Origin of the sequence: Chelativorans multitrophicus (assembly GCF_011317445.1) — a bacterium.
GTDB lineage: Bacteria > Pseudomonadota > Alphaproteobacteria > Rhizobiales > Rhizobiaceae > Chelativorans > Chelativorans multitrophicus.
In genome coordinates this window covers 46,255-71,794 of record NZ_JAAAPL010000008.1, presented here as the reverse complement: position 1 = coordinate 71,794, position 25,540 = coordinate 46,255, and the positions used below count along the sequence as shown (strand labels likewise).

Genomic DNA, 25,540 nt, shown 5'->3' with positions numbered 1-25,540 from the left:
TCCCGGCCGAATGTTGCGCGCCGCATGACGTTCACCATCCGTTCGGCCTTAGCGTACGATTTGGCACTGCTCTTGTTCCGACCCCAGGATGCCATCAAATTCCCCGACATCATCCATGCGGTAAAACCCGAACCCGATCGAGGCTTTCCGCAGGCGCAGTCAGCCCATGACACTTTCTGGGATTTCATCAGCCTGACGCCCGAGAGCATGCACATGATCATGTGGGTCATGTCCGATCGCGCCATCCCACGCTCTTTCCGCTTCATGGAAGGGTTCGGCGTGCATACGTTCCGCTTCGTCAACGCCAAGGACGAGTCGACCTTCGTCAAGTTCCACTGGAAGCCGAAGCTCGGCCTCCAGTCCGTCGCCTGGAACGAGGCCGTGAAGATCAACGGCGCCGACCCTGACTTCCACCGCCGTGACCTCTGGCAGGCCATAGAGCTGGCTCGGGAAATCTGCACAGCGGGGATAAGTGGAGTTTCTGCCTGACTTCGGCTTAGATGCCGGGAACAGGAGAGACCATGACGAGACGACCGCGCCGGAACCATAGCCCGGCTTTCAAGGCGAAGGTGGCACTTGCCGCCATCCGAGGTGAGCAGACGCTGGTGGAGTTGTCCCAGCAGTTCGATGTGCACGCCAACCAGATCAAGCAATGGAAAGACCAGCTCCTTGAGGGGGCGACAGGTGTGTTCGGCGATGAAACGAAAGCGGAGCCGTCGGGTCCGACCATCGATGTCAAAACGCTGCACGCGAAAATCGGCGAACTGACACTGGAGAACGATTTTTTATCCGGTGCGCTCGGCAAGGCGGGATTGCTGGGCGGAAAGAAATGATCGACCGCGAGCACAAGCTATCCGTCGTGCGCCAGGCGAAGCTTCTCGGCTTCAGCCGTGGCAGCGTCTACTATCTGCCTCGTCCGGTGTCTGACGGCGATCTGGCCCTTATGCGCCGGATTGACGAATTGCATCTCGACTACCCCTTTGCCGGAAGTCGGATGTTGCAAGGGCTCTTGAGAGGAGAAGGTCTGGAGACCGGGCGGCGACACGTCGCCACGCTGATGAAGAAGATGGGCATCGAGGCGATCTACCGCCGCCCGAACACCTCGAAACCAGCGCCAGGGCACAAAATTTATCCCTACCTCCTACGAAAGCTGGCAGTCACCCGGCCCAATCAGGTCTGGGCAATGGACCTGACCTACATCCCCATGGCGCGGGGATTTGTCTATCTGTGCGCCGTCGTGGACTGGTTCAGCCGGAAGGTCTTGTCATGGCGGTTGTCGATCACGATGGAAGCAGCCTTCTGCATCGAGGCGGTGGAGGAGGCACTTGCCCGTCATGGCAGGCCGGAAATCTTCAATACCGACCAGGGATCGCAGTTCACCTCCATCGACTTCACCGCCGTGCTGAAGAGGTCACAGATCGCCATCTCGATGGATGGCAAGGGTGCGTGGCGAGACAATGTCTTCGTCGAGCGGCTCTGGCGTTCGATCAAATACGAGGAAGTCTACCTCCATGCCGATAAGACTGTGTCCGAGGCACGCGCTGGCATCGGCCGATATCTGAACTTCTACAACACCAGACGCCCACATTCATCCCTTGACCGGCGGACGCCGGATCAGGCCTACTTCAACGCGCTGACACCAATGATGGTGGCGGCATAATCGAGGCGGAAATCCACTTAGCGAAACGCCCGAAGCTGTTCAGACAAACCGAGCCACCTCTGATGTCGGGATGATTGTAAAGCGCCGCCTGCGATTCCAGCCCGAACCCCACGCCGTAGCCCGCCGCCACCAGCAACATCATCGGCTCATGCCCGGAAATATAGTCGGCAATCGTAGGCGGAGGCAGGCCGCTCGCCTTGAACATTTGCTGAAACAACTTGTAGCCTCCAGCGCATTTGTCCGGATGGCAGAGGATCAGCGGATAACGCAGGGCCTCCCTGAATGGAACCCGGTCGAACGACAACAGCGGGTGGTGTCGCGGCAGGGCAAGGACAAGACGCTCCGACCAGACTGCTTCCCTGACGAAGCCGTCGATCTCCTCACCATCGACCGTGATGCCGACGTCGATCAGGTCGCGATTGAGCGCGGCAAGCATCTCGCCCGCCGTCATCTCGGCGATGCCGATCATCGTCAGTGGCTCCTCCTCTCGGCACATGGCCAGCAGGCTGATCAGCCGCGGCTGCGCGAGGCTGTCGGCGATACCCAGCCGGATACGGCTGCGATTGCCGTCAGCCGTTTTGTGGGCGTAGTTCTTTGCCTCGTCATAGAGAGAGAGCAGACGGCGCGCGTCCTGCCAGAAAAGTTCCCCCGACCAGGTTAGTCTGATCTTGCCCTTCGAGCGATGCAGCAGCTTGACGCCCACATCGTCTTCAAGATCCCTGATCGCGCGCGACAACGGTGAAGATTGGATGTGCAGCCTGTCCGCCGCGCGCGTGAAGCTCAGTTCCTCCGCTACGGTGATGAAGTATCTCAGGTGACGCAATCTCATGTCATACCTCCGATCGTTGGTGGATCATGCTCTTCACCCCCCTTACCGGCCCGGCCTGCCATCAAATGGAAATCAGCCCTCGCTAGAATCTGTCATTTCTTTCCACGGATTGCGGACGCTTTGCCCCGACATTGGCGTCCGCGTGAGTGTTCGTTTTCGATTTCGCCATTTCCTCCGCGCGGCTCAGCCAGCGACAAAGCTGATGAGCAAAACAGTGTCGATGCGCATTCAGCACACTGCGCAAACTGCCGCACTCAAGCAGCACGGTGGAGCCGATTCGCCAGTACGCGCTGGGCGTCCTCGTGCCGCTTCTTCAACTACAGTACTGTCGAGATCGGCAATAGCGCCACCGAACAGGCGATCCGGCCAATCGCATTCGGCTCTAAGGACCGGTTGTTTGCTGAAGCGGACAAGGGCGTCGCTCTCGTCGCTCATCGAAACCGCGAAGCTCAACGGCTATTGCCGTAGTACATCGCCCAGCACCCTCACCGGACGTTTACCAGGCACTCTGGTGTCGGCTTCCCCTCGTATCTCTGACGCCTCCGTGATCGACGTGAAAGAAGGAATCACAGTCGATTCACGGGGCACAAAGACTATGAACGATGTAGGTAATTGAGGGTTTGGGCGGTCGGATGCATTAGTGCGATAGTATTTTCGAAAGAAACATTTGCGCTCGCTCACTTCGAGGAGTGCCGAAAAAGTCACTCTTCGTCGCATCTTCGACAATTTCGCCCTTGTCCATAAAAATTACGCGGTCTGCTACCTTCTTCGCAAACCCCATTTCGTGCGTGACAACCATCATGGTCATCCCTTCCTGCGCGAGTTCGACCATAACGTCGAGCACTTCGTTGATCATCTCAGGATCGAGTGCTGAGGTGGGTTCATCGAAAAGCATGCAAATCGGGTCCATGACAAGCGCACGCGCAATCGCCACGCGCTGCTGCTGGCCTCCCGAAAGCTGGCCAGGGAATTTTTCCGCGTGCGCCTTCAGCCCAACTCGATCAAGGAGTTTCATAGCCTTTGCCATCGCCTCATCGCGGCGCCGGCCAAGTACCTTCATCTGACCCAGGCAGAGATTCTCATAAATTCGGAGGTGGGGAAAAAGTTCGAAATGTTGGAAAACCATACCCACCCGGGAGCGAAGCTTCGTAAGATTCGTCTTCTTGTCAGTAACTTCAACCCCGTCGAGAACAATTCTCCCCTCTTGGATGGGCTCCAAGGCATTAACGCATTTAATGAGCGTTGATTTCCCGGACCCGGATGGACCGCAAATCACGACAACTTCGCCCTTGTTGACGTTTGTCGAACAATCCGTCAGCACGCGAAAAGACTGCCCGTACCATTTGCTAACATGGCTGAGTTCGATCATGGCTGCTCCTTCGAGCGGACGCGAGGTGTTGGGGGACACTTGGGATTGGATCGTAGCAGACATTTGATCACCGTATGATTGCTGTGCGCGCTTCGAGGCGCTTGACCAGGAAGGAGGCGGCGAATGAGATCACGAAGTATATGATCGCCGCGAAGAGATACATTTCCACAAGGCGACCATCGCGCTGTGCGACTTTAGAAGCAGCACCGAGGAAGTCTGTCAGCGAAATGACATATACGAGAGATGTATCTTGAAAGAGGATGATCGTTTGCGTCAACATGACCGGCAGCATATTGCGGAATGCCTGCGGCAGAACGATATAGCCCATCACCTGTGAGTAGTTTAACCCTATTGCATACCCGGCGCCGGTCTGTCCGCGAGGGATCGACTGGATTCCGGCTCGCATGATTTCTGAGAAGTATGCTGCCTCGAAAAGGGTGAACGTGATGAGTGCCGACGCAAATGCGCCCACGGCGATCGGCTGGCTCGCTCCGATGAGCCAGGCCCCAATATAGGGGACGAGGAAGTAGAACCAGAAAATTACAAGTACGAGCGGAAGAGACCGCATCAGGTTCACGTACCCGCCGGCGAGTGTCGACAAGGCTTTGATCGAGCTAAGCCGCATGAGTGCTAGGAGGGTTCCAAGCACGATCCCCCCGATGGTGGCGAGCGCGGTCAGTAGCAGCGTGAAACGCATGCCATCCCAGAATAGATAGGGAAGAGAACGGGCGATGACGTCGAAGTCAAAACTATAGAACATCGTTAACGCCCCGCAGTATAGCCAGGTACAGCAACCCGGTGTTCAAGGTAGCGCATCCCGATCGTTACCAGGATGTTGACAGTGAGATAAAGGACAGTCGCGACGGTGAACGCCTCGAATATCTGAAAGGTGAATTCCTGCATGGCTCGGGCGCGGGCAGTGAGTTCTACCAGTCCGATCGTGAGTGCCACCGACGTATTCTTGATCGTGTTCAGGAACTCAGACGTCAGTGGAGGCAGGATGATCCGAAATGCCATTGGCAGCAGAACATATCGATAGGTTTGCGGTGTCGTAAGCCCGATTGCGGCACCCGCCAGCTTCTGACCACGGGGCAGTGAGCTGATGCCCGCACGGAGCTGTTCCGCGACTCGTGCCGACATATAAAAGCCGAGCCCCAAGACCGTCGTCCAGAACGCCGAATTTGGCAACGCTTTCAACCAGTTGCCCATGCTTTGCGGTAGCAGTTCAGGCAACACGAAATACCAAAGGAAAAGCTGTACAAGGAAAGGAATGTTGCGAAACAATTCCACATATGCGCTCGCAATCCTTTGGGCAGGCCCGGACGGCATCGTCCGCATCACCCCGACGACAAGACCCAGTGCCAGCGCAAGAAGCCATGCACCTACTGCGGTGACTAGCGTTACTTGCAGACCCCGCAACAGCATTTCCAAGTAACTACCCGACCCATCCAGCGATTGCTGGAAGAGAATTCCCCAGTTCCAGTTATAGTTCATAGAGCCCTCCGTACGCTCCAAGCCTCATGGCGACGTTCTTTCGCCATGAGGCAGTTGTTGGAATTATTGCAGGTAGGAGGCCGTGTCGGCGGAGTCGGAAGGGTTCTCGAACGCGCGCTTCAATGCCGGGTCAAGCGGGACGTTCAGGTTAAGCCCGCGGGGCGGGATGGCCTGGTTGAACCACTTGTTGTAGATATCCAGCATCTCCGGGCTCTTGTAGAGCGCGGCGGTCGCGTCATCTACTAGTTCCTTGAACTCCGCATCGTCGCGACGGAGCATGATTGCATAGGGTTGGGGATTGGAAAATGCATCCTGCGAGATTGCATAGCCGGACGGATCGCGCGACCCGGCAACGAGCGAGGCCAGCAGAATGTCGTCCATCACGAATGCTGCCGCACGACCCGTTTCGACCATAAGGAACGCTTCCGCATGGTCGTTTGCGGCAATGATGTTCATGCCGAGTTGCTGCGCCGTATTCACTTCGTTCAGCTCTTGGATATTGACCGTTCCGGATGTCGACACGACTGACTGGCCTTTGAGGTCGGCAATCGAGTTGAGATTGCTCGATTTCTTGGCAACGAACCTGTTTGCAGTCAGAAAGTATGTATTGCTGAACGCCACCTGCTTCTGGCGCTCTGCAGTATTGAAGGTTGAGCCGCACTCGAGATCAACGGTCCCGTTTGCGATCAACGGGATGCGCGTTGCCGAAGTAACGGGGTTAAATCGCACCTCAAGCTTATCAAGCTTGAGCCGCTCTTTGACGGCGTCGACGACCTTCAGGCAGATATCAACAGCATAACCGACCGGCTGCTGCTTGTCGTCGAGATATGAGAAGGGCACGGACGAGTCGCGGTTGCCGACCGTGATCACTCCTGTGTCCTTGATCTTTTTCAGCGTTCCGGTGAGATCATCTGCCGACGCACCACCACACATTGCTGTCATGACGACTGCAAAAGCACAAAGTTTCTTCAACATCGTATTCCTCCAGAGGTTGCAATTAGAAAGAGATAGCTGGCTGCTGGTTTCTTGGTCGCGTTGCAGACCCATGTGGCGGATGTTCAATATCCAATTGGTACGTTGCCTTGCGACTGCTCCCAAACAGAAAAGGCACCGGCCACGACACACCGCCTCACAACACGGTCAGTCGCATGTGACGTTCACGCAAACCATTTTGACCGTCGCTGCCTCTTCCTAGAGGGTATAATAAATGCGATAGGTGACTGCCGGTCAAAAGCATTATAGCGGCCGATCTATGTGCAAATATTATATGATGGAGAAGATTATGCTGAAGCATAGGCAGGTGGAGGCGTTCCGCGCGGTCATCATCAGCGGTTCAGTGTCGACTGCGGCGGACATTCTCGGAATCACTCAACCTGCGGTCAGTCGGCTCGTGAAAGATTTGGAATACGAGACGCGCTTGAATTTGTTCGAACGCTCTGGAGGTCGACTTGTTGCAACCGGCGACGCGATGGCACTCTATCGCGAGATCGACCGCTCATTTGTTGGACTTGAGCGTATCGCCGGCTTGGCGCGCGATTTGAGAGAAAGACGAGGAGGTTCTCTGCGCATCGCGGCACTGCCGGGACTAGCAAACGGGTTCCTGCCGGCCTTTGCCGCAGGTTTTCTTGCCAAAAGGCCATCGTTAAATATGTCGCTTCACGGCATGAATTCTCATTTCGTCCTCGAATGGATCAGCACCGGCCATTGTGATCTCGGAGTCGTCGAGAACACGCAACTCACCAACGTCACCATCGAAGAACTGCCACCCTGCGATATGGTAGCGGTGCTCCCTCTCCAACACCGGCTCGTGGAACGCGAGCGAATCGTTCCCGAGGACTTTGACAATGAGGATTTCATCTCACTCATACAGCCGTCGGTAATGCATGTCATGGTCGATGCCATAATGCGCGAGCGAGGAATAATCAGACGTATTAACGCTGAAACTCCACTCTCCATGATTGTTTGTGGTATGGTTTCAGCAGGATTCGGCGTTTCGATCGTCGATCCGTTTACTGCCGATAGATATTCTTCATCTTTGGTAGTTCGGCCAATCGATCCGCCAATCTCTATCAATTGGACAATCGTGCTACCGACGCACATAAAAGCGTCTTCGATTACGAACGAGTTTATAGTCGAGTTTCGAAAAAGCTTTCGAAATTTTCTTTCGGAGCGATCGACTTCAGCAAAGCTTGCCTAGCCGTATGTTATCCTCATCGTCATGAACGACTGATATCGCGAAAATGGGTTTGGGGGCACATTCTTCAGCGCGGTCACTACAGAGTGCGGGCTGATCTGGCAATCCAAGTCCGACGTCAAGCCATCTCCCTCAATGTCAATCGCGCGCAGAACTAAAGCTCCACTTCCAGGGCGAGCCCTCGCGCCCGAGCAATATCCACCGCAACTGACGCCACCGCGAGATCCTGGAGGCCAACGCCCGTGCCGTCGAACAACGTGATCTCCTCCGGCGAGGTCCGCCCCGGCGCCAGGCCGGCGATCACCGCGCCGAGCGGCGTGATGTCGCCGGTCGCGATCAATCCCTGCGCCACCGCGTGCTGCGCCTCACCGATGGTGACGGACTGTTCAACCTCATCGGCAAAGAGCCGAGCGCGTGGGAAAAGAGCCGCCTCTACTTCCTGCTTCCCTTTAGTGTCGGTCCCCATGCAAGCGAGATGGGTTCCTGGGCGAATATGCCCGGAAAGAAGAATCGGTGCGAAGCTGGATGTGATCGTGATGATGACATCGGCCTGTGCCCCGAGTTGTGGCAGGTCGACCACCTCGAAAGGCAGGCCGAGTTCGACCGCCGTGTCGGCCAGCCGCGACAGCATTTCGGGGTGCAAGTTCCAACCAACCACCTTGTCGAATTTGCGCGCCCGCACTGCGGCGCGCATCTGGAAGGCGGACTGGTGACCGGCCCCGACCATGCCGAGCACGCGGGCGTCGGGGCGGGCCAGATGCTTGATCGACACCGCCGAGGCGGCGGCCGTGCGCAGCGCGGTCAGCAGGTTACCGCCGACCGCCGCCTTGATCCGGCCGGTGTCCGGGTCGAACAGCAGCACCGTGGACTGGTGGTTGGTCAAGCCCTTCGCCATGTTGCCCGGCCAGTAGCCGCCCGCCTTGACCCCAAGGACGAGCCCCGCACTGTCGAAGCCAGCCTTGAAGCCGTAGAGCGCGTCGGCATAGCCGATCGCCTCTCGGATGACGGGGAAGTTACGGGCCTCGTCTCGCGCCATGGCAGCGAAGACGCTTTCGATGGCTTCAAAGACAGCGGCCTCGCTCATGAGGTCGGAGATCAGACGCTCCGGTACGATGATCATGGATTGACTCCTCCAAGAATAACACCGGAGCGCCCAGTTGCGCTTCGCAGGTACGTTCTCAATACGCCTTGCCGCGTGCCGACACCGGCCAGACCGTCTCGACCTTACCGTTGCGCACCCCGACATACCAGTCATGGACGTTGCAGGTCGGATCGCAATGGCCGGGCACCAGCCTGAGCTTGTCGTTGACCTTCAGCACGCCCTTGGGGTCATCGATCACACCGTGCTCGTCGCTGCACTTGATGTATTTCACGTCGTCGCGGCCGTAGATGAAGGGCAGGCCGCTGTCGACCGATTGCGCCTTGAGGCCGGCGTCGCAGATGGCGCGGTCGGGCTTGGCGTGGCTCATCACGCTGGTCAGGATGAACAGCGCGTTCTCCCATTCGCCCTTGTCGATGCGGTGGCCATCCTTATCGAGGATGCGGCCGTAGTCAGCGTCCATGAAGGCGTAGGAGCCGCATTGCAGCTCGTTATAGACGCCCGAGCCCGTCTCGAAATAATAGGAGCCGGTGCCGCCGCCGGAAACCAGTTCCGGCTCCAGCCCGACAGCCTTCAGGCCCTCGACGGCGTCCTTGACCATGGCGATCGCCGCGTCGAGCTTCTCCTTACGCGCCTCATAGCTGTCGATGTGCTGCATCGCGCCCTGGTAGGCCTGGATGCCGGTGAACTTGAGGCCCGGCGCCGCGTCGGCGGCCTGGGCGATCTTCACGACGGCGTCGGTCGAGGTGACGCCGCAGCGGCCGGCGCCGCAGTCGATCTCCACGAAGATTTCGAGCTGCGTGCCGTGCTTTTCGGCGGCAGCAGACAGGTCAGCGATGTTGGCAACGTCATCGACGCAGACGATGATGCGCGAGCCGAGCTTGGGCAGGCGGGCCAGCCGGTCGATCTTGGCCGGGTCGCGCACCTGGTTCGACACCAGCACGTCCTTGATGCCGCCGCGCACGAAGACTTCCGCCTCGCTGACCTTCTGGCAGCAGACGCCGACCGAGCCGCCGAGCCTCTCCTGCAGTTTCTGCACGTCAACCGACTTATGCATCTTGCCGTGGCTGCGATGGCGCATACCGTTCGCCTTGGCGTAATCGCCCATCTTGCGGATATTGCGCTCCAGCGCGTCGAGGTCGAGGATCAGGCAGGGCGTCTGGATCTGGGATTCGTCCATGCCGGGGACCGCCGGCACGTCGAAACCGACGTCGAGTTGTTCAGTTTGAGTCGTCGTGTTCATGCTCTTCTCCTCAGTTCCACGGTAATTTGTCGAGATCCACATTGCCGCCCGTCACGATCACGCCGACGCGCTTGCCGGCAAAGACATCAGGGTTCTTCAGGATGGTCGCCAGCGGCACGGCGCTGGACGGCTCCATCACGATCTTCATGCGCTTCCAGATCAGCTTCATCGCGTCGACGATCTCCTGCTCGGAAGCCGTCAGGATGTCGGTGACGTTGTTCTTCACGAAATGCCAGGTCAGTTCCTTCAGCGGCACTTTCAGGCCGTCGGCGACCGTTTCTGGCGCGTCGTCGGCGATGATGCGGCCGGCCTTGAAGCTACGGTAGGCGTCGTCGGCCTGCTCGGGCTCGGCGGCGTAGATCTTTACGCCGGGCGCGAGATTGGAGAGCGTCAGGCAGCTTCCCGACACCATGCCGCCGCCGCCAATCGGCGCGACCACGGCGTCGAGACCGTCGACCTGCTCGATCAACTCGGCAGAGCAGGTCGCCTGCCCGGCGATGACACGATGGTCGTTATAGGGATGCACGAATTCCGCGCCGGTCTCGGCAACAACCTCGGCAAAGACGGCCTCACGCGACGAGGTTGACGGCTCGCATTCGACGACACGACCGCCGTAGCCCCGGACCGCATCCTTCTTAGCCTGCGGCGCGGTGCGCGGCATCACTACGGTGCAGGGAATGCCGCGCCGACCAGCTGCATAGGAAAGGCAGGTTCCGTGATTGCCGGACGAGTGCGTTGCAACACCCTTCTTCGCCTGCTCGTCGTTCAGGCCAAACACCGCGTTCGACGCGCCGCGCGCTTTGAAGGCCCCAGCCTTCTGAAGGTTCTCGCACTTGAAGAAGAGTTCGGCGCCAGCAAGTCCATTGATGAATGTCGATGTGAGAACGGGTGTGCGATGAATATGGGGTTCGATTAAGGCTCGTGCTGCAAGCACGTCGGTAAGATTCGGAATGTACATATCCAAGCGCGCTCCTTACGCTGTAATCGCTGCGGCGCCTCGATCGGTATCGCTCGGATCGAGAGCAACAGCATCAAGTTCGATGAGGTATCCATGATGAAGCGCCGGCACTGGAACGACCGACCGGGCAGGACGCGCTTCACCGAACGCCTTGGCATATGCTGCGTTGAAGCTGCTCCAATGCTCGACGCCGACGATGTAAGCTGTGACTTTCACGACATGAGAAGGCGTCGCACCAGCCGCCTCGAGTACGGCCAGCAAATTCCGGAGAACGAGACTGGCCTGGTTATCGAAGAGATCGTCAGATTGCTCCGACTGGCCTTCTGGTTTGATCGGAAGCTGACCGGAAACATGAATGAATCCACCCGCTCGGGCCGCCTGACTGTAGTGACCCAAAGGCTTCGGGGCGTGACTCGTTAATATGTGTTCTATTTGCGCCATTTCGCGTCTCCGAGGTGATTGCGAGGTGCAGATTGATCTTGACACCGGCTCTGCGCTGTACTCACGACCGCGTAAGTACTTAACTTGCCGGACCCGTTTGCTTGGATTTGCCAATACCAAAGCGGTTTGGTGCGAAGGGCGAAATGTCGATTGAGGTCTTTTCGCCTGCGAGGAGCTCTGAGACGAGCGTTGCGGTCATCGGCGCCCCTGTCATGCCGAGATGACCATGGCCGAAAGCATAGATTACGTCGGGTGTCCGGGTTGCCCGGCCAATCACGGGGAGCGAATCCGGGATGCTCGGCCGGAACCCCATCCATTTGGAATATCGTTCTTCAGAACTCGCAGGCGCGAGGGCTGGAAGAAGTTTTCGAGCGTGCGTATAGAGCACATGCGCACGTTTCCAGTTAGGAGCGGCTGTGAGCCCAGCGAACTCAACCGTACCCGCCACGCGAAGCCCCATTTCCATAGGTGTCGCGATGAATTTTCCTGACGCATCGGTCGTCGGAATGCGTGGAGCGGCTTCCGGATTCGCGATGACGATATGATATCCACGTTCGGTATCGAGCGGGATGTCATCGCCTAGCGAATTAGCAAGTGATTTCGAGTGTGCGCCGGCTGCGACAACCGCTGCATCAACGGCCAGAACGCCGTTCGTGGTTGTAATGCCTTTAAGCGCCCTACCTTCAGTCTCAAAGCCGATGACACGCGCAGATACGAATTCGCCACCGTTCGCGATAAAACGCCGAAACAAGAGGGTCACGAGCCCTTGCGGATTAATCGTGTGACCGTTCTCTTCTATAAGAATGCCCTTGGTAAACGCATGCGACAAGTTCGGATCGAAATCCCGCAACGCATCGGCGCTGAGGATCTGCGTGCGAACACCGTTGAGACGCCGCAGTTCCCAACCTCCGCGGTCCTTGGCGAAGTCTGCTTCTCCACGATATACGGTCAGATGACCTTCATGGCGGATCAGATGGCTCGCATCAGCCTCCTCCGCCAATGACTTGATCAGAGGCACCGTGGACTTGATGAGATTGCGGAGTGCTTTCGCCTGCTCCTTCACCTTGTTTGGTCTTCCGGCTAACAGAAAGCGAATCAACCAGGGCATGATGGTTGGAAAATAGCTGAACCGGATTGACAACGGCCCCATCGGGTCAAGGAGCCACTTCGGCACGCTCGTCAAGTTTCCCGGCATGGACATAGGGACGACGGCTGAGCCGTTGAAGCATCCGGCATTCCCAAACGATGCACCTTCGCCAGGAGGGTTCGGGTCAATCAAGGTGACTTTGAATCCGCGGCGCTGAAGCATCAGCGCCGTGCATACGCCGACGATTCCGGCTCCAGCGATGCCTACTTTTTTGTGGTTCTCAGACATAGGATGCTCCCGCGGAGCCGACAGTCTCTCGCTGCCTAGCCACCGTTTCGCGGTAGGTGATAAAATTCGGCGTGCCTTACCTTGCTGCGGTAACGACGATTTCGATCAGGACGTCCTGGCCAAGATCTGAAACCCCTATCGTCGCACGCGCGGGCAAATCCTGTGCGTCGAGCCAAGAAGTCCAGACGTCGTTCATCTCTTGCTTCAGGTTCATGTCAGTGATGAACAAGGTCGCGGAAATTAGTTTCGTCTTGTCGGTTCCCGCTTCTGCGAGGAATTTGTCGAGCTTGGCACAAACTTGCGTCGTTTGGGCCCGCATCGAGGCGCCCTTGAGTTCATCGGCCAGCACGCCACCGAAGTAAATCACATCAGCATATTCAACTGACCGATGCATGATTGGTGTTCTGTCTCGACGTGTGATCATCGTCTTGCTCCTGCATTCATGGAATCGTGCCAACTACAGGTCGCGCTGTAGGCAGGATTCGGTGTTAGGCACTGCAGCTACGTCCGGCTCCACACCTCAGCCCTGGCTGCCTTCATGCCGCCTATATGCATAATATTTCAACATGATAACGCTTAGTCAAATGCCAATTATTGCGCTATCTATAATCAAATATTATATTATCGACGGAGGTTAGAAATATCGTTGACGCTGAACGTAAATGATAAAAGCCCAATCGATGCGTAGCTGCGAAGAATGAGCGTCATTGAGGGGAGCAAGTGTATTATCAGCTTACGAGCATCGCCCCCGGAGCGGGTGGGGGCCGAATTCCCAGCCCTGCATGCGGCTAGTCTCTACGACGCAGCAATGCTGGTTCGCACCTTTAGAAATGCCTGGCGACTCTGAGCCGGAGCTGCACGAAGGGTTCTGGATCTGGCTCGGCGGATTCAAAGCGGCTACGCTCTAAAAATCCTATGCATGAGGCGGTGTAAGCTGTTTGGACCGCTACTGTCGAATGAGGTGCATGGGGTAAATGGAAGCATGACTTCCGCCTGTGGCATAGGTGGCAATCTCAGTCATTCTGCAGGCGCACAGCTCAAGGATCTGCGTGCCGTCATGCTCCCCCAACCGGTGTTAGGATAGGATGAATTGAGGCGGCCTCGCATTTTGGCGCGGAGATAGTACACCTCGCTGGAACAATGACGATAAATTGGTTCGTTACGTTCGTAGCTCTAAGCAGGGAACCATTCATTTGCTATATGGTGGCATGGGATACCATTGACCATGGGATCATGTGTCACTATCCCGAATATGCCATCGATAGCTGCATCAACCGTTCCACGAACGCCGTACAACTGTTTTGCGGCTACAATTGTTCGACGAAATAGAGCGCCGGGATCGAGCAGCGTCGTCGCACAGAGCGACATCGCCTGCTGCGAACTGGTGAGGACGAGAACGCGATCGGCCGTGGCACGCGCGCCGCGCTCCAGATTGACATAGTCGGCGATGGCTCTCCGGAGCGGTTCGGCGCCCTGAGGATCGCCGTGCAGAAGGGCTTTCGTGCCGTAGTCCTTGAGGACCTGCCGCTCCAGGCGCTCCCACAATTGCAGCGGAAACTCCCGTGTTTCCGGTATGCCATGCGTGAACGGCCGTGGCGCGAGGATGTCACGCACGCCGCCGCCGCTGAACATGGCTGCTCCACGCTTGCTGAGGTTCGGGGCCTGGTTGCGCAACAGCGAATCCCGCCGCGATCTGCGCTGGCCGGGCTGAAATGCCGAGATCTCGGCCACGAAACTGCCGCTGCCGACTCGCCGCTCGATGAACCCTTCGGCGTGAAGCTGGATATAGGCCGCCTCGATCGTATCACGCGACACGCCAAGTGCCTTGGCAAGCCCGCGGGTGGCCGGCAACGGCTTGCCCGGTCCCAGCACGCCGTCGAGGATCAACTGCCGGATCGCCCGTTGTATCCGGGCGTGCAGCGGCATCGTCGCATTGGCAGGATGGGCCATCCAGGCCTGCACGGATTCGAGCTGTGAGTGCTTGAACAAATGGCCTGCCCTTCGCAAGATAATTGGCAGGAACAATCAGGCCATTGACGGGCTATGTGTCAAGGCATGTTTTTTTGGGCTTTCGCCCGTTCCGTTCAGGAGACCCGCCAGGATCATGCCGTCGACCTCACCATCCACTTCGTTCGACTGTAAGCGCGACGAACCCACCACCTTGCATGTAGGTTGGGTTGATGCTGCTGGGCGCGTTGTTACCGAGCGTGTCTTGTGATTGCGTGCAATTGCAGGACTGCGGATGAGATATGGTGGTGGGCCGTCGCCCTTATTTTGCGCCGCTCCTGAGGAGAAAGCCGGATGAGGAGTTTGGCGAGCTGCGGATTGACGGCCATGATGGGGGCGATCACGGGCTTTGGCGTGGCAAGGAGGATCGGCGCCCACGCTTCGCCGCCCAGACTGAGGCCAAGGGAAAATCCGATCGCCCAGGGACCGACGATGGTCTCGCCCTTGTGGTTCATGAAGATCGGAAAGTAGTGCCCGGGCGCGTCGCGCAGCAGGCTTTCGACTTCGTCGTGGCGGTTCAGCACGGTATTGACGAGCCGCTCCTCGATCGAGCCTGGCCTGGTTTGCGGTATTGAGCCGCCGAATACGTGCGGCAACCAGGTATGTGCAGGGGGTGGCGTCGCCTTAACCGATTTTGAGACGCGATAGTTTCTTCCGCTAGAATTTCACGCGCCAATGGATGAAGCGATTTCGCGCCATGTCGAGATGACGTGAGCGCGAAGCTGGCGATGGTCTGCGGCGGTCAAGTATTTCCGGTGAAGAAGAAAGAGATTGGCAATCTGGCCGTGAGCTGAGACGAAACGCTGACATTGGCGCGCGGATTTGAAGCGCATCATGCGTCGCTCGCGTCGTCGCACGGGAAGGTGAGAATTCTCGGCCCGATTATTGAGCCCTTTGTGCGAGCGATGCTCGACGCCCGGCATCAACTGGGATTTTGCGGCGGAATAGGAACGCAGCTTGTCGGTCACCATCACACGCGGGGCGGTACCCTGGTCCTTGAGCAGCTTGCGCATCAAACGCATAGCGGCCGCCTTGTTCCTTCGGCTTTGCAGCAGGGCATCGAGGACGTAACCGTTGGTATCGACAGCGCGCCACAGCCAGTATTTCTTTCCCTTGATCGTCACCACCATCTCATCGAGGTGCCATTTGTCGGCAAAGTAGCCTCGTGAGCGGCGTCGGAGCTGATGGGCGAACTTCACGCCAAATTTCGCCGCCCATTCCGAGACGGTCTGAAATGAGACGCTGATGCCGCGCTCCGCCAACAGATCCTCAATATCACGGAAGCTGAGCGGGAACCGATAATAGAGCCAGACAGCATGAGCAATGATCTCAGCGGGAAACCGGTGGCGTTTGAAGTGGGCAAGCGAGGTCTCGGTCATCAAAGCCCGATAGCAAGTCGGTGCAAACAGCCCGTTAAGGCGACGCCACCCGCAGCGCCGTTTCGTCCTCGTTGCGGCCCATCAGTCGCACGGCCGTTGCGGCGCATTTCAGCGCCTGGCGCTGCCGCCAGCAGCCGGCCCAGTTCGGTTCGGAACGCACAAGATCATCAAGTGATTTCAGCGCGATACCGGCATGAAACGCCGCATCCGTCTCTGCCAAATCACGTCCGCGCGGAACAGACCAGGCGGGCAGCAGGGCCGGTGGCGCGGATCTCGGAAAGGCGGTGGCGAAAGACGAATCCATGTCCGCAAGACTACTGCATCGGTGCGGTTTAGGCCAGATTCTTCGCAGTTATCCGCACGGCTTGTCTTCATCACATAATGACTGATAATCTTGCATTATCCGTCATTTTCGTCTTTATATAGAAAATGGCCTCTCACATCGATCAAAACTCCGAAAATCGTACTCGGCATCGCTCCGCTCAACCACAGGAAACGCCGCCGGGCGTGGACGAAACCGCGCCGGCGGGCTCGGCCGAGCATGATGCCTCGATCGCCGACGACATGCCCGACATCATCGACGTTGTCCTGGAGATGGGCCGCGCGCCGGAGGAGCCGCCGGACGGTGCCCCCTCCCCTGCCCTTCCGGTCGTCTCGACCCCGCGCCTGCCGGCGCATCTCGACGCGCTGGCCGATCGGGCCCGCGATTACGTCGAGGCGGCGAGCTCGTCCAACACGCGCCGCGCCTACGCCTCGGACTGGAAGCAGTTTGCGAGCTGGTGCCGACGGCAGGGCGTCGAGATGTTTCCGCCCGATCCGCAGGTGGTCGGCCTCTACATCGCCGCCTGCGCGTCCGGAAAGGCAACCGGGGACAGGAAGCCGAACTCCGTGTCGACGATCGAGCGCCGGCTCTCGGCGCTGACGTGGAACTATGCCCAGCGCGGCCAGCCGCTCGACAGGAAGGATCGGCACATCGCCACCGTCATGGCCGGCATCCGCAACAAGCATGCCGCCCCGCCCCGGCAGAAAGAGGCGGTATTGCCCGAGGATCTGATCGCCATGCTGGAAACGCTCGACCGCGGCACCCTGCGTGGCCTGCGCGATCGCGCCATGCTGCTGCTCGGCTTTGCCGGCGGCCTGCGCCGTTCGGAAGTCGTGGGCCTCGACTGCGGCCGCGACCAGACCGAGGATTCGTCCGGCTGGATCGAAATCCTCGACAAGGGGATGCTGTTGCGCCTGCGCGGCAAGACCGGCTGGCGCGAGGTCGAGGTCGGACGAGGCTCGTCCGACACCACCTGCCCCGTCGTCGCGCTGGAGACCTGGCTCAAGCTCGCCCGCATCGCTCATGGACCACTGTTCCGAAGGGTGACGGGGCAAGGCAAAAAAGTCGGAGCCGATCGGCTCAACGACCAGGAGGTCGCCCGCCTCGTAAAACGCACCGCACTGGCGGCTGGCGTGCGCGGCGATCTGCCGGAGGGCGAGCGCGGAATGAAGTTTGCCGGCCATTCGCTCCGCGCCGGTCTGGCGTCCTCGGCCGAGGTCGATGAACGCTACGTCCAGAAGCAGCTCGGCCACTCGAGCGCGGAGATGACTCGCAAGTATCAGCGGCGGCGCGATCGGTTTCGCGTCAATCTCACCAAGGCGTCGGGGTTGTAGAAAAGCCCCCTCCCCTCCCCCGTTTTTCGGCCGCCGAGAAGCGGCTCCGGAGGGGGATTTTCAGCTTAGCGCTTCAATTGAAATCGGGAAGTAAAACCGACATCCGCTCTGCCGATCGCCGGCAGGAGGGCTTGGAGGGGCAAATCTCCGATCTCATACCGCATTGTAATAACTTCACTTTGTTCTCCATGCGGAAGCTATCATAGTCTTCACTTCCGTCACAGCGGTACTTTTGCCACGCGCGCGTACAATAAGATGCGTCAGCGGCTTCCGGATTGAACAGATGCTCCTCGATCGTGGCTCAGATTGACGAGAAACGCCGATTTGCGGAGGTTTCAAGCTCGGCCGAGTGTCAGGAAGGCCTTCAAGAGACGTTTACAAACGATCGTTTATCCGTATCTTCTATGTTTGGAAAACGGAACGATGGGCAGCTCGGAGGCGCTCCAAATGGCAGCTGAGACGCAAAAACGAGCTTCCCGTCGACCACAGGGCCGCCTGATCGGCTATGCGCGCGTGTCTACGGATGAACAAGCGACAGAAGCGCAGGAAATCGAACTGCGCTCTGTCGGCTGCGATGTGATCGTCCAGGAGCACGGCTCCGGCGCATCGCGCGCCCGGCCGGCTCTCAGCAAGCTGCTGCGCGACGTTGGCGCCGGCGACACCCTCGTTGTCGTCCGCATCGACCGCCTTGCGCGCTCCGTCAGCCATTTGCTCGAGGTGATTGAGGACCTGACGGAAAGAGGGGTGCATTTTCGCTCGCTGCGGGATCCGATCGACACCACGACGCCGCAGGGCATGTTTTCTCTCCAAGTGCTCGGCGCCGTGGCGCAGCTGGAGCGCTCGTTGATTTCCGAACGCACGAAGGCCGGCATAAGGGCGGCGAAGGCGAGGGGAAAGCTCTCCGGAAACCCTGGGATCCGCGAACGCCGACCGGAGACGCTCGCCATGATGACAGCCGCCCAGAAGGCAGCTTACGGCGCACGCATCCAGGCAACTGCCAGCCAGTGGCTTCCGACTGTGAAGCGCATGCGCCCGGATCATACTTGGGATGACATCGCGCGGGTACTGCAGCAACGAGGGCAGGACTGGACGCCCGAGCGGCTTCGTCGCGCCGTGAGATGGCTGGTTACCGAGCACATGGCAGACCCCGCCTTGCTTCGGAAATCGCCGCCTCGCCTCCCGGAGGACCGGCTGATGACGCTGGTCACTGGTATCCACGCCTCGAACCCGGATTTGACGCTCCGGGAGATTGGGGCGCAGCTCGAGAAACTTCACGAGCGCACACCGCGCGGCGGAGCCAAGTGGTCTCCATCATCGGTGAAGAACCTGCTCGACCGCGCCCGGCGCTCTGGACTGCTGGCGAGCGAAACTTCGTGACCATGCCTGGGCGGTGACAGCCAGTGCCCGATCGTGAGAGACACCAAACGAGCGGCATCATGGCAGCGGCTTTAACTTCTGCAGACTTTTCACGAGCGAATCCGAGAACTCAAGTCGCGGTGCTCCGCCGGCGTTGCCCGCGGCTTCTGATTGCCGCCGCTTGTTCTCATACAGCTTGGCCCGCAGCAGCGCCATGATCATCGGCCAGGTCGAGAACTTCCCTTCCCTCGCCTTGTCTGTCAGGCTCCGCAAGTATCCGCCCGCGCTGTTGATCTGACCCGATCGCTGATAAATCGCGGCCAGTGCAATCGCGGCCTGAACCTCGCCCATGACGCCTTGGGCATCCTGCCAGGCGCTCCGACTGATACCGAGCATCGTTCGTCCAAGTTCTGCGGCCGCAAGCAAGTCGCGCCAGTGGCGGATCTCACCCGATTGAACGATTTCCAGCAGGTTAGGGCAGGCATCCAGCACAATACTCAACGGCAAATCACGCTTCGGCAAGCTCCGCACGTTGTCGGTTTCCGCAGCGCTGCCGCTCGCTTCATTCTTTTCTCGAAAGCCGTGTTCAGATTCAGATATGGATTCGGGATTTGAATTCTGTATGTGGCGCTCAAAATGAGACTCATTGGCGTTCGCATTTTGCGTTTTTGTAAAGGATTCCAATATGTCACTGATCTCGGCGTGAAGTTCCGCGAGTTGCCCGCAGATGTCCTCGAGAAGTTGCCTCGGCGCCGTGCGCGGAAGCGTTGCGATGATCGTTTGATAGGCTTGAAGCACCCTGCCCCAATTACCCGGCACGCCCTCTTCGATCCCGGTGTCAATCATCTTGACGATATCGCGCCGCAGCAGCGTCAGACGCTCCCTGGCAACGCGAAACGCCTTCTTCTCCGCCTGGACGGTCTCAGCGAGATCACGAAACTCCTCGGCGCGGGCGACGATCGGCGACAGGTCGAAGCCATAGGCCTGCTCCACTTCCCCTGCCCTGCTCCTGCGGGCGAAGCGCTTGCCGTTCGGACTGTCGCGACGAATGATCAAACCGCATTCCACCAGCACAGCCAGATGGCGGCGAAGCGTTGCCGGCGAGATGCCATTGGCCCTGGCCATGAGCTGCTCGTTCGACGGCCAGACGATGAGTTCCCCCACGGCCGAGAGCTCCGTTTCCCGGTGGAATGAAAGCAGCGCGTTGAGGATCGCCAGAGAGCGATCGGTCGCGCCGAGCGGCTCGCGCGCTTCACGGATATGCTGGAAGACCTGCCACTTATTGGCGGCTGCCTCCTTGGGCATTGCCTTTGCGGTCGCCTGGCTGGCGATCTGGCCAAGCGTCAGCGCTCGCCGCCCGAAGGGCGTCGTTGAAATATGTATCTGCATTGTCTTTCACCTATCGCTAGGCAAAAGAAATTGGCTCGCCGAAACGACGTTTTCCGTCGCGGACTCTTGACTGCGATTCGCGGAAGTGCGATTCTCTGGGTGCTAACTTGGAGAAGGGCTTCCGAACGATGTTTTGGGGGCCTTTTTCTTTTGCTTCGTTTCGATCTCCTGCTTCGTGTTCAGTTCGCCGCTATCCGACGCTCTTGCGGTATTCCGCGTAGAGTCGGGGGACCTCGTTCAAGACGAATTCCGCAAACTCGGGGGAAGCCTTCCGATCGACGCTGAGCGTCACCTTCTGCTTCGTCTGAGAAATTCTACCAACTTCATTGCCCTGGTGAGTGACAGGCACCTCGTCTTTCGGAGCGAGCGCACCGTCCTTGAGAGCTTTCGCAACTGCCTCGAAGCGCTCCTTCGACTTAAGCAGCTCGAACCCAGGACGATTGGCGACGTTCAGCGCCTGCTTTGCGCGCTGTTTGTCTGACGCCAACATATCGGCCAATGCCATCCAATTGCGACGGCCTACGCCGTGCGCGGGGCCGATGGCTTCAATCAAGTCCTCGGGAATTTTCGCCGCGACAGCCAGCATGTTTGAAAGATCACTCTTATAGATCGCCAAGGCTGACATGATGACGTCACGAGGGAACTGCTTTTCGAGGCGTTGCGCGAAGCGAACTTTTTCGATGTAGGAGAGGTCCTGCCGCTCGTTGTTCTCCTGCCCTTGCGCAATGACCAGTTCTTGGTCGCTCATCGTCCTAACGACGGCCTTTACCGGCCGCTCCAGAGCGATCGCAGCGCGCAGTCGGCGATGTCCGAATGCAACTTGATATTTCGCTGGGTCGTCGGGGTGGGGCCGAACTAGGATGGGAACCTGTTGCCCCTCGTTCCGGATCGAGTCCACAAAACCGCGAAAAGCTTCATCATCGGACAACATTCGGTCCGGGATAAATGAAGGCTCTACGTCGGCAGTGTCGAGTTCGACTATGATCTGGCCCGATAGGAGCTTCTTTTCAATTTCGTCCGCTCGCTTCGAACGCTCACTGAGCTCCCCGAGCGACTGCCCAAGGGCACCAACCGGCGTGGCATCGCTCGGATCGGTCAAATCAGGTGAACCTAGAAGAGGTCGCAGCCTTGATGGCCGGCGTGGGCCTTGGTCTTCCTGCGAGACTGCGGGCACGGTATCGCGGGTTTGATCCGTCGGCTTTTGCGACAGGTTGCCAAAGATCTGCTTCCGGCTCATGCGGCCCTACCCCATGCTTTCTTGATCAGCGCCTCAATTTCAGCGTTGACACTGTCAACAGATTCCAACGCTCTGTCGTAGGTCGACCGCGTAAACTGGCTTCTCTCCACCTCGAAAATTGTTTGGTTGGTGAGACCGGCATCGGAAATCGCGGTGCTCTTGAGCATCGGGTGATTGAGGACGTGATCGCCAAAAATAGAGCGCAAAAAGGCGACCATCTGGTTCTGCGGGCCGTCGCTTGGCTCAAAGCGAGTCACTAGGTACTTCATCCAGAGATATTGCGACGACGCCCCTGCCCTACTGATTTCTTCGAGCAGATCTCCCGTCATCGCCAGGAACTGGCTCATCGACATTACGTCCAGCATCTGCGGATGAATCGTGATCAGAACCGACGTCGCGGCGGTAAGCGCTGACATCGTCAAGAAACCTAGTTGCGGCGGGCAATCGATTACCACGACATCGTACAGCTTCTGAACTTGAGAAAGCGCCTGTCCAATGCGCGCAAAGAACAGAGTATCGCCCGGCGCACGCGTCATTAGGGCCTTTGGCGTATCGTGCTCGAACTCCATCAATTCGAGATTGCCAGGCACCAGATGGAGATCTGGGATATACGTTGCTCTGACAATCTCGGCGATCGGGCGCTTCTCTTCGTCATACCGGATTGCTCCGTAGAGCGTTTCGTTGGGCCCGACATCGAGCTCGGGTTGGTGTCCGAACAGCGCGGAGAGGCTTGCTTGCGGGTCCAGGTCGATAGCTAGGACGCGGTAGCCGCGAAGAGCAAGATACTGAGCGAGGTGGGCCGTCGTCGTTGTCTTTCCCGACCCCCCCTTGAAATTCATCACAGTGATGACCTGGAGTTGCTCGGAGCCGGTGCGCCAGGGTAAGTATCGCTTGTTTCCTCGAGTCCCACTGTCCAGTGACTTCCGAATCTCATGGATCGCCTCGACCGAATATGTACGGCGCCCCCCCGCCGAGACGTTACTAACGTCCGGCATCTCGCTAGCGACCTGTCGGAGGTAACCCTCCGTGATTCCGATCAGCTTCGCGGTTTCGGCCGGCGAAAAATTGCGAATGCCTTTTTCCGCGCCTGGTTGAAATGTGCTAACGTGATGTGCTTGGAGCTCGGACGACAGCGCCGCGGAATGACGCTGAATGAGGGTCTTGAGCTCATTGGTCACGTCGGTTGACGCTGGCGGTTTAGCAGTGGTCTCCATCAGGTTCTTCCATTCCTGCGGTAGTTGCGGAAAATTTACGAGATTGCGAAAAACTCCGCAGGTGAGCGAACTATGCCCGATTCTTTCTGTTCTGCAACAAAATAAGGGTTAACGAGATATGAATGCCCCGGGGTACCAGCATTCAGTCGGGGAAGTTAGCCGCGGCTAACTGGTAATCTCGGTCCGCCCCAGGGCCACAGCCACGCACGGTGTCGACGGAGCCCAACCGCGATGGCGCCTACGAGAATCACCATCGTTGTGGCGAGAGAGGATTATACGTGCCATTAGCGCGGCGCCAATCCGCAGGAGTCATGAAATTACTCGACCAAATCCCTGCGCTCGCGGCCTTTGCCTTCGCCTCGATCTCCGCATAGCCGGGCAGCGGATCTTCATGCTTTGACACAGCCAGGACATACATCCCCTGCCCGAGACCCAAAGCTGCTATGTCGATCGCGTCGACGTAGCACAGCGCTCGATACCCTCCACCTGGAATAACGCGGGTCGGCCGACACTCGACCTCCTTGACCAATGTGCGAGACGCGAGCCACGCCGTAGCCACTGCGCCACATGGCCAGTCCACATTTCCAAGACGCGCCTTCTGTCGGAGTTCGCAGGAATCGACGGCCTCCAGGCGGATTCGGGTCGCAGTACGATATCGTCCTCCGTCCTGAATCAAATCGAACGTGACGCCATCGTAGATTTGCGCTTTGCCTATGACCGTTTCCGGCAAACCCTGGGCGGCGACGCTGCCGGCGGTCGAGAACAAGCTGAATGCAATGGCGATCGCATAGGCTGCCGGACCCCACCCGCAGCCTCGGCTTTCCACATATCTCGTCCGAACCTTCATCAACGCATCCGCCACTTCTTGCAGAACCCAATAAATGCTTTTTCGATGCTCGGTTGGGCGAGATCGATATTCCCCTTGCGGCACCAGGACCTGAAGGCATCCGCCACGGTCTCGACATCAGGCGTCGGTTTGGGCGCATGCTCGCGAACCAGCTCCGCCCAACCGGACCAGTTGATGCGGTCCTGAGGAAAGCCGCGATAGGGATGTACCGGGCGCGAGGAATGAATTGCGACGCCGCCGCCCTTCGCGCCGGCAAGCGCAAACAAAGACCGGCTAATTCGCAACTGCCCGTTTCTGCCTCGCTGAATGAGTCTCCGAAGATACGCGCCGGGGTTGGCGACCTGACCATCATCTGCGCGCTGCACGGTGACAGCAAGCGCGGCGATCGCCGCGTCCGGTCCCAGATCGTTTTCCGCCTCGGTCCATACCTGGGCATTGATTGTCGCGGCGGCGCACAGCCGGCGGCCTGATGACCGCAGCGCTGTCCAACTGTCGAAGACCTCGGGGACGTGCTTTTGAAGGGCAGGGCAGGCGGCTCGCACCAGTCCGAGCGATACATTGCCGATGTCGTCAACCGGGCTCAGCGCCGGCCTGCCATCCGTTCCAGCGGCCGCTAGCGCATCTGCCAGTCTTCTTCCGGAAGTCAGTGGGGTGGGGCGGGGTGGGGCGCCTGAAATAAGTCTGTCCGTTACGGCGGGGGGCGAGTTTCTACTTTCTTCTACACAGGGAAGATCCGCTGTAGTTTGTACCTGACGAAAACTCGTCACCGCGGTGTCTAAATTTGAGCGTTGCGACGCGCTTCGGTACGCCTCTTCAACCTGCTCACGGAGAACGGTCAACTCTTCGATCAACTCGCGGAATTGGCCCAGGTCACCCGGCACGCATTCCCGCAGCCTATCCAGCCTCGCGTGGAAGTGTTGCCAGTTGCCCACGAGCCCATCGCGTTCCGCCGCCACCAGGACAGCCTCGATCTCTCTGCGGATCTGTGTACGCTGATAGGAGAGCGTCCTGCGCTCGCGTCCTTCCTGCTCATAGGCAAGGGCGATCTCGAGAAGTTCGTCATAACGCATGATGATCGGCGATAGGTCGATCCCAAACGCCTCCACGATCTTGCCTTGGTCGTCCCGAACACCACGACGCTGGTAGGTGGGGTGCGATGCATGCGCGATAAGTCCTGCCGCGGCCAGCCCGCGCAGATGATGTCGGGCCGTAGAGATGGATAAGCCGAGTTGCCGCGCGAGGGCCTCGTTAGAGGGCCAGACGATCGGGCTGGCGTCCTTGCAGGTCCAGTCGGCCGCGGGCGAATAGCCGAACAGTTTGTCTATCATCGCAATCTTCGCCGCCTTCAGTCCCAACGCGGCGGCCGCGCGCTTAGCCAACTGCAATGCCTCAATCCGCTTTACGGCCAGTGTCCGATCGCCAGCATAGTCCCGAGCTGCCCGGTGCGCGGCCAGGCCGGCGGGCGTGATCCGACGAACACCGGCCACTGGTTTCAATCCTTCGGCCGATGCAAATTCTTCAGTAGTGCTCATTCCGGTACCTCCCGAAACGGCAAGCAGGATCGTTCGCCGAAGTGGCGTTTTGCCTTGACACAAATTTGGGCTTTTGCGATTATTCGACCCGTCACAGGTTGCGGTTCTCGCCAAAGAGCCCCAGCAAAGAATTTCGATCTTCAGTGAACCGGCCTTGGAAGCGTCAACTTCCGGGGCCGTTCCTTTTTTGCCGTATAGCTTCTCCATCACACGGTTTGTCTACGCGAAACGAATCAGTCTGCGCGTGAGAGCAGGTGAGTC

Annotated in this window: 25 protein-coding genes and 1 pseudogene; 6 read left to right on the top strand and 20 right to left on the bottom strand. The window is 58.7% G+C overall.

Annotated elements, in window-relative coordinates; all coding sequences use genetic code 11:
- Positions 1 to 72: 72 nt before the first annotated feature.
- Positions 73 to 441 (top strand): annotated as a pseudogene (locus GNP00_RS21850) (catalase); the annotation flags it as partial.
- An 80-nt stretch (positions 442 to 521) separates the two neighbouring features.
- Positions 522 to 1,660 (top strand): IS3 family transposase gene (locus GNP00_RS21845; RefSeq protein WP_166016296.1). Its coding sequence is split into 2 segments (ribosomal slippage): positions 522 to 780 and positions 780 to 1,660, totalling 1,140 coding nucleotides; the frame shifts between segments, so codons are not numbered across the junction.
- On the opposite strand, the gene GNP00_RS21840 is transcribed toward GNP00_RS21845, so the two are convergent.
- A complete protein-coding gene (locus GNP00_RS21840; protein WP_011578822.1) occupies positions 1,626 to 2,489 on the bottom strand; it encodes a LysR family transcriptional regulator in 864 nt (287 codons plus the stop codon). The genes GNP00_RS21845 and GNP00_RS21840 overlap by 35 nt on opposite strands.
- On the opposite strand from GNP00_RS21840, the gene GNP00_RS23910 reads away from it, so the two are divergent.
- Positions 2,412 to 2,957 (top strand): IS66 family transposase, encoded by a 546-nt coding sequence (locus tag GNP00_RS23910; protein WP_370643882.1) that lies wholly within the window; start codon positions 2,412 to 2,414, stop codon positions 2,955 to 2,957. The genes GNP00_RS21840 and GNP00_RS23910 overlap by 78 nt on opposite strands.
- 169 nt (positions 2,958 to 3,126) lie before the next feature.
- Here the strand turns inward: GNP00_RS23910 and GNP00_RS21830 are convergent, their stop codons facing one another.
- The 4 genes from GNP00_RS21830 to GNP00_RS21815 all read right to left on the bottom strand — a co-directional run bounded on the left by GNP00_RS21830 (position 3,127) and on the right by GNP00_RS21815 (position 6,327).
- Positions 3,127 to 3,858, bottom strand: coding sequence for an amino acid ABC transporter ATP-binding protein (locus GNP00_RS21830; protein WP_041544187.1), 732 nt, complete (start codon positions 3,856 to 3,858; stop codon positions 3,127 to 3,129).
- Between the two features lie 67 nt (positions 3,859 to 3,925).
- Entirely contained in the window at positions 3,926 to 4,618 is a 693-nt protein-coding gene (locus GNP00_RS21825; protein ID WP_011578820.1) for an amino acid ABC transporter permease, read from the bottom strand.
- Between the two features lie 2 nt (positions 4,619 to 4,620).
- Positions 4,621 to 5,352: an amino acid ABC transporter permease gene (locus GNP00_RS21820; RefSeq protein WP_011578819.1), complete on the bottom strand. Its 732-nt coding sequence runs from the start codon at positions 5,350 to 5,352 to the stop codon at positions 4,621 to 4,623.
- 63 nt (positions 5,353 to 5,415) lie between these two features.
- Positions 5,416 to 6,327 (bottom strand): amino acid ABC transporter substrate-binding protein, encoded by a 912-nt coding sequence (locus GNP00_RS21815; protein WP_011578818.1) that lies wholly within the window; start codon positions 6,325 to 6,327, stop codon positions 5,416 to 5,418.
- A 307-nt stretch (positions 6,328 to 6,634) separates the two neighbouring features.
- Here GNP00_RS21815 and GNP00_RS21810 point away from each other — a divergent pair, with 307 nt between their 5' ends.
- On the top strand, positions 6,635 to 7,549 hold the full coding sequence (locus tag GNP00_RS21810; RefSeq protein WP_011578817.1) for a LysR substrate-binding domain-containing protein: 915 nt from the start codon (positions 6,635 to 6,637) through the stop codon (positions 7,547 to 7,549).
- 151 nt (positions 7,550 to 7,700) lie between these two features.
- Here the strand turns inward: GNP00_RS21810 and bhcD are convergent, their stop codons facing one another.
- From bhcD to GNP00_RS21760, 10 genes are all read right to left on the bottom strand, one after another.
- Positions 7,701 to 8,666 carry an iminosuccinate reductase BhcD gene (bhcD, locus tag GNP00_RS21805; RefSeq protein WP_011578816.1) on the bottom strand — a complete coding sequence of 322 codons (966 nt, stop codon included), beginning with the start codon at positions 8,664 to 8,666 and terminating at the stop codon, positions 7,701 to 7,703.
- 58 nt (positions 8,667 to 8,724) lie between these two features.
- On the bottom strand, positions 8,725 to 9,888 hold the full coding sequence (gene bhcC, locus GNP00_RS21800) for a 3-hydroxy-D-aspartate aldolase BhcC (protein WP_011578815.1): 1,164 nt from the start codon (positions 9,886 to 9,888) through the stop codon (positions 8,725 to 8,727).
- Between the two features lie 10 nt (positions 9,889 to 9,898).
- On the bottom strand, positions 9,899 to 10,846 hold the full coding sequence (gene bhcB, locus GNP00_RS21795; RefSeq protein ID WP_162707492.1) for a beta-hydroxyaspartate dehydratase BhcB: 948 nt from the start codon (positions 10,844 to 10,846) through the stop codon (positions 9,899 to 9,901).
- Between the two features lie 15 nt (positions 10,847 to 10,861).
- Positions 10,862 to 11,287 carry a RidA family protein gene (locus tag GNP00_RS21790; protein WP_011578813.1) on the bottom strand — a complete coding sequence of 142 codons (426 nt, stop codon included), beginning with the start codon at positions 11,285 to 11,287 and terminating at the stop codon, positions 10,862 to 10,864.
- Between the two features lie 79 nt (positions 11,288 to 11,366).
- Positions 11,367 to 12,662 carry an NAD(P)/FAD-dependent oxidoreductase gene (locus GNP00_RS21785; protein ID WP_011578812.1) on the bottom strand — a complete coding sequence of 432 codons (1,296 nt, stop codon included), beginning with the start codon at positions 12,660 to 12,662 and terminating at the stop codon, positions 11,367 to 11,369.
- Positions 12,663 to 12,738: 76 nt separating this feature from the next.
- A complete protein-coding gene (locus tag GNP00_RS21780) occupies positions 12,739 to 13,086 on the bottom strand; it encodes a RidA family protein (protein WP_011578811.1) in 348 nt (115 codons plus the stop codon).
- A 749-nt stretch (positions 13,087 to 13,835) separates the two neighbouring features.
- Positions 13,836 to 14,651, bottom strand: coding sequence for a GntR family transcriptional regulator (locus GNP00_RS21775; RefSeq protein ID WP_011578810.1), 816 nt, complete (start codon positions 14,649 to 14,651; stop codon positions 13,836 to 13,838).
- A 209-nt stretch (positions 14,652 to 14,860) separates the two neighbouring features.
- Positions 14,861 to 15,265, bottom strand: a complete 405-nt coding sequence (locus GNP00_RS21770) for a UPF0149 family protein (protein WP_011578809.1) — start codon at positions 15,263 to 15,265, stop codon at positions 14,861 to 14,863.
- 69 nt (positions 15,266 to 15,334) lie between these two features.
- Positions 15,335 to 16,048, bottom strand: coding sequence for an IS6 family transposase (locus GNP00_RS21765; protein ID WP_011578808.1), 714 nt, complete (start codon positions 16,046 to 16,048; stop codon positions 15,335 to 15,337).
- A gap of 34 nt (positions 16,049 to 16,082) precedes the next feature.
- A complete protein-coding gene (locus GNP00_RS21760) occupies positions 16,083 to 16,352 on the bottom strand; it encodes a DUF1403 family protein (protein ID WP_011578807.1) in 270 nt (89 codons plus the stop codon).
- A 125-nt stretch (positions 16,353 to 16,477) separates the two neighbouring features.
- Between GNP00_RS21760 and GNP00_RS21755 the strand changes: the two genes are divergently transcribed.
- Together GNP00_RS21755 and GNP00_RS21750 are read left to right on the top strand one after the other, a co-directional pair.
- Complete coding sequence (locus GNP00_RS21755; RefSeq protein WP_011578806.1) at positions 16,478 to 17,704, top strand: site-specific integrase; 1,227 nt, start codon at positions 16,478 to 16,480, stop codon at positions 17,702 to 17,704.
- Positions 17,705 to 18,151: 447 nt separating this feature from the next.
- Complete coding sequence (locus tag GNP00_RS21750) at positions 18,152 to 19,081, top strand: recombinase family protein (protein ID WP_011578805.1); 930 nt, start codon at positions 18,152 to 18,154, stop codon at positions 19,079 to 19,081.
- Between the two features lie 57 nt (positions 19,082 to 19,138).
- On the opposite strand, the gene repC (GNP00_RS21745) is transcribed toward GNP00_RS21750, so the two are convergent.
- The 5 genes from repC (GNP00_RS21745) to repC (GNP00_RS21725) form a co-directional block, all read right to left on the bottom strand.
- Positions 19,139 to 20,449, bottom strand: a complete 1,311-nt coding sequence (gene repC, locus GNP00_RS21745) for a plasmid replication protein RepC (protein WP_166016294.1) — start codon at positions 20,447 to 20,449, stop codon at positions 19,139 to 19,141.
- 190 nt (positions 20,450 to 20,639) lie between these two features.
- Positions 20,640 to 21,686 carry a plasmid partitioning protein RepB gene (gene repB / locus GNP00_RS21740; RefSeq protein WP_011578803.1) on the bottom strand — a complete coding sequence of 349 codons (1,047 nt, stop codon included), beginning with the start codon at positions 21,684 to 21,686 and terminating at the stop codon, positions 20,640 to 20,642.
- Entirely contained in the window at positions 21,683 to 22,900 is a 1,218-nt protein-coding gene (gene repA / locus GNP00_RS21735; protein ID WP_011578802.1) for a plasmid partitioning protein RepA, read from the bottom strand. The genes repB and repA overlap by 4 nt, the downstream gene beginning before the upstream one ends.
- 247 nt (positions 22,901 to 23,147) lie before the next feature.
- On the bottom strand, positions 23,148 to 23,747 hold the full coding sequence (locus GNP00_RS21730; protein WP_011578801.1) for a hypothetical protein: 600 nt from the start codon (positions 23,745 to 23,747) through the stop codon (positions 23,148 to 23,150).
- Positions 23,747 to 25,234: a plasmid replication protein RepC gene (gene repC / locus GNP00_RS21725; RefSeq protein ID WP_343034347.1), complete on the bottom strand. Its 1,488-nt coding sequence runs from the start codon at positions 25,232 to 25,234 to the stop codon at positions 23,747 to 23,749. Before repC (GNP00_RS21725) ends, GNP00_RS21730 begins: the two co-directional genes overlap by 1 nt.
- Between the last annotated feature and the right edge of the window lie 306 nt (positions 25,235 to 25,540).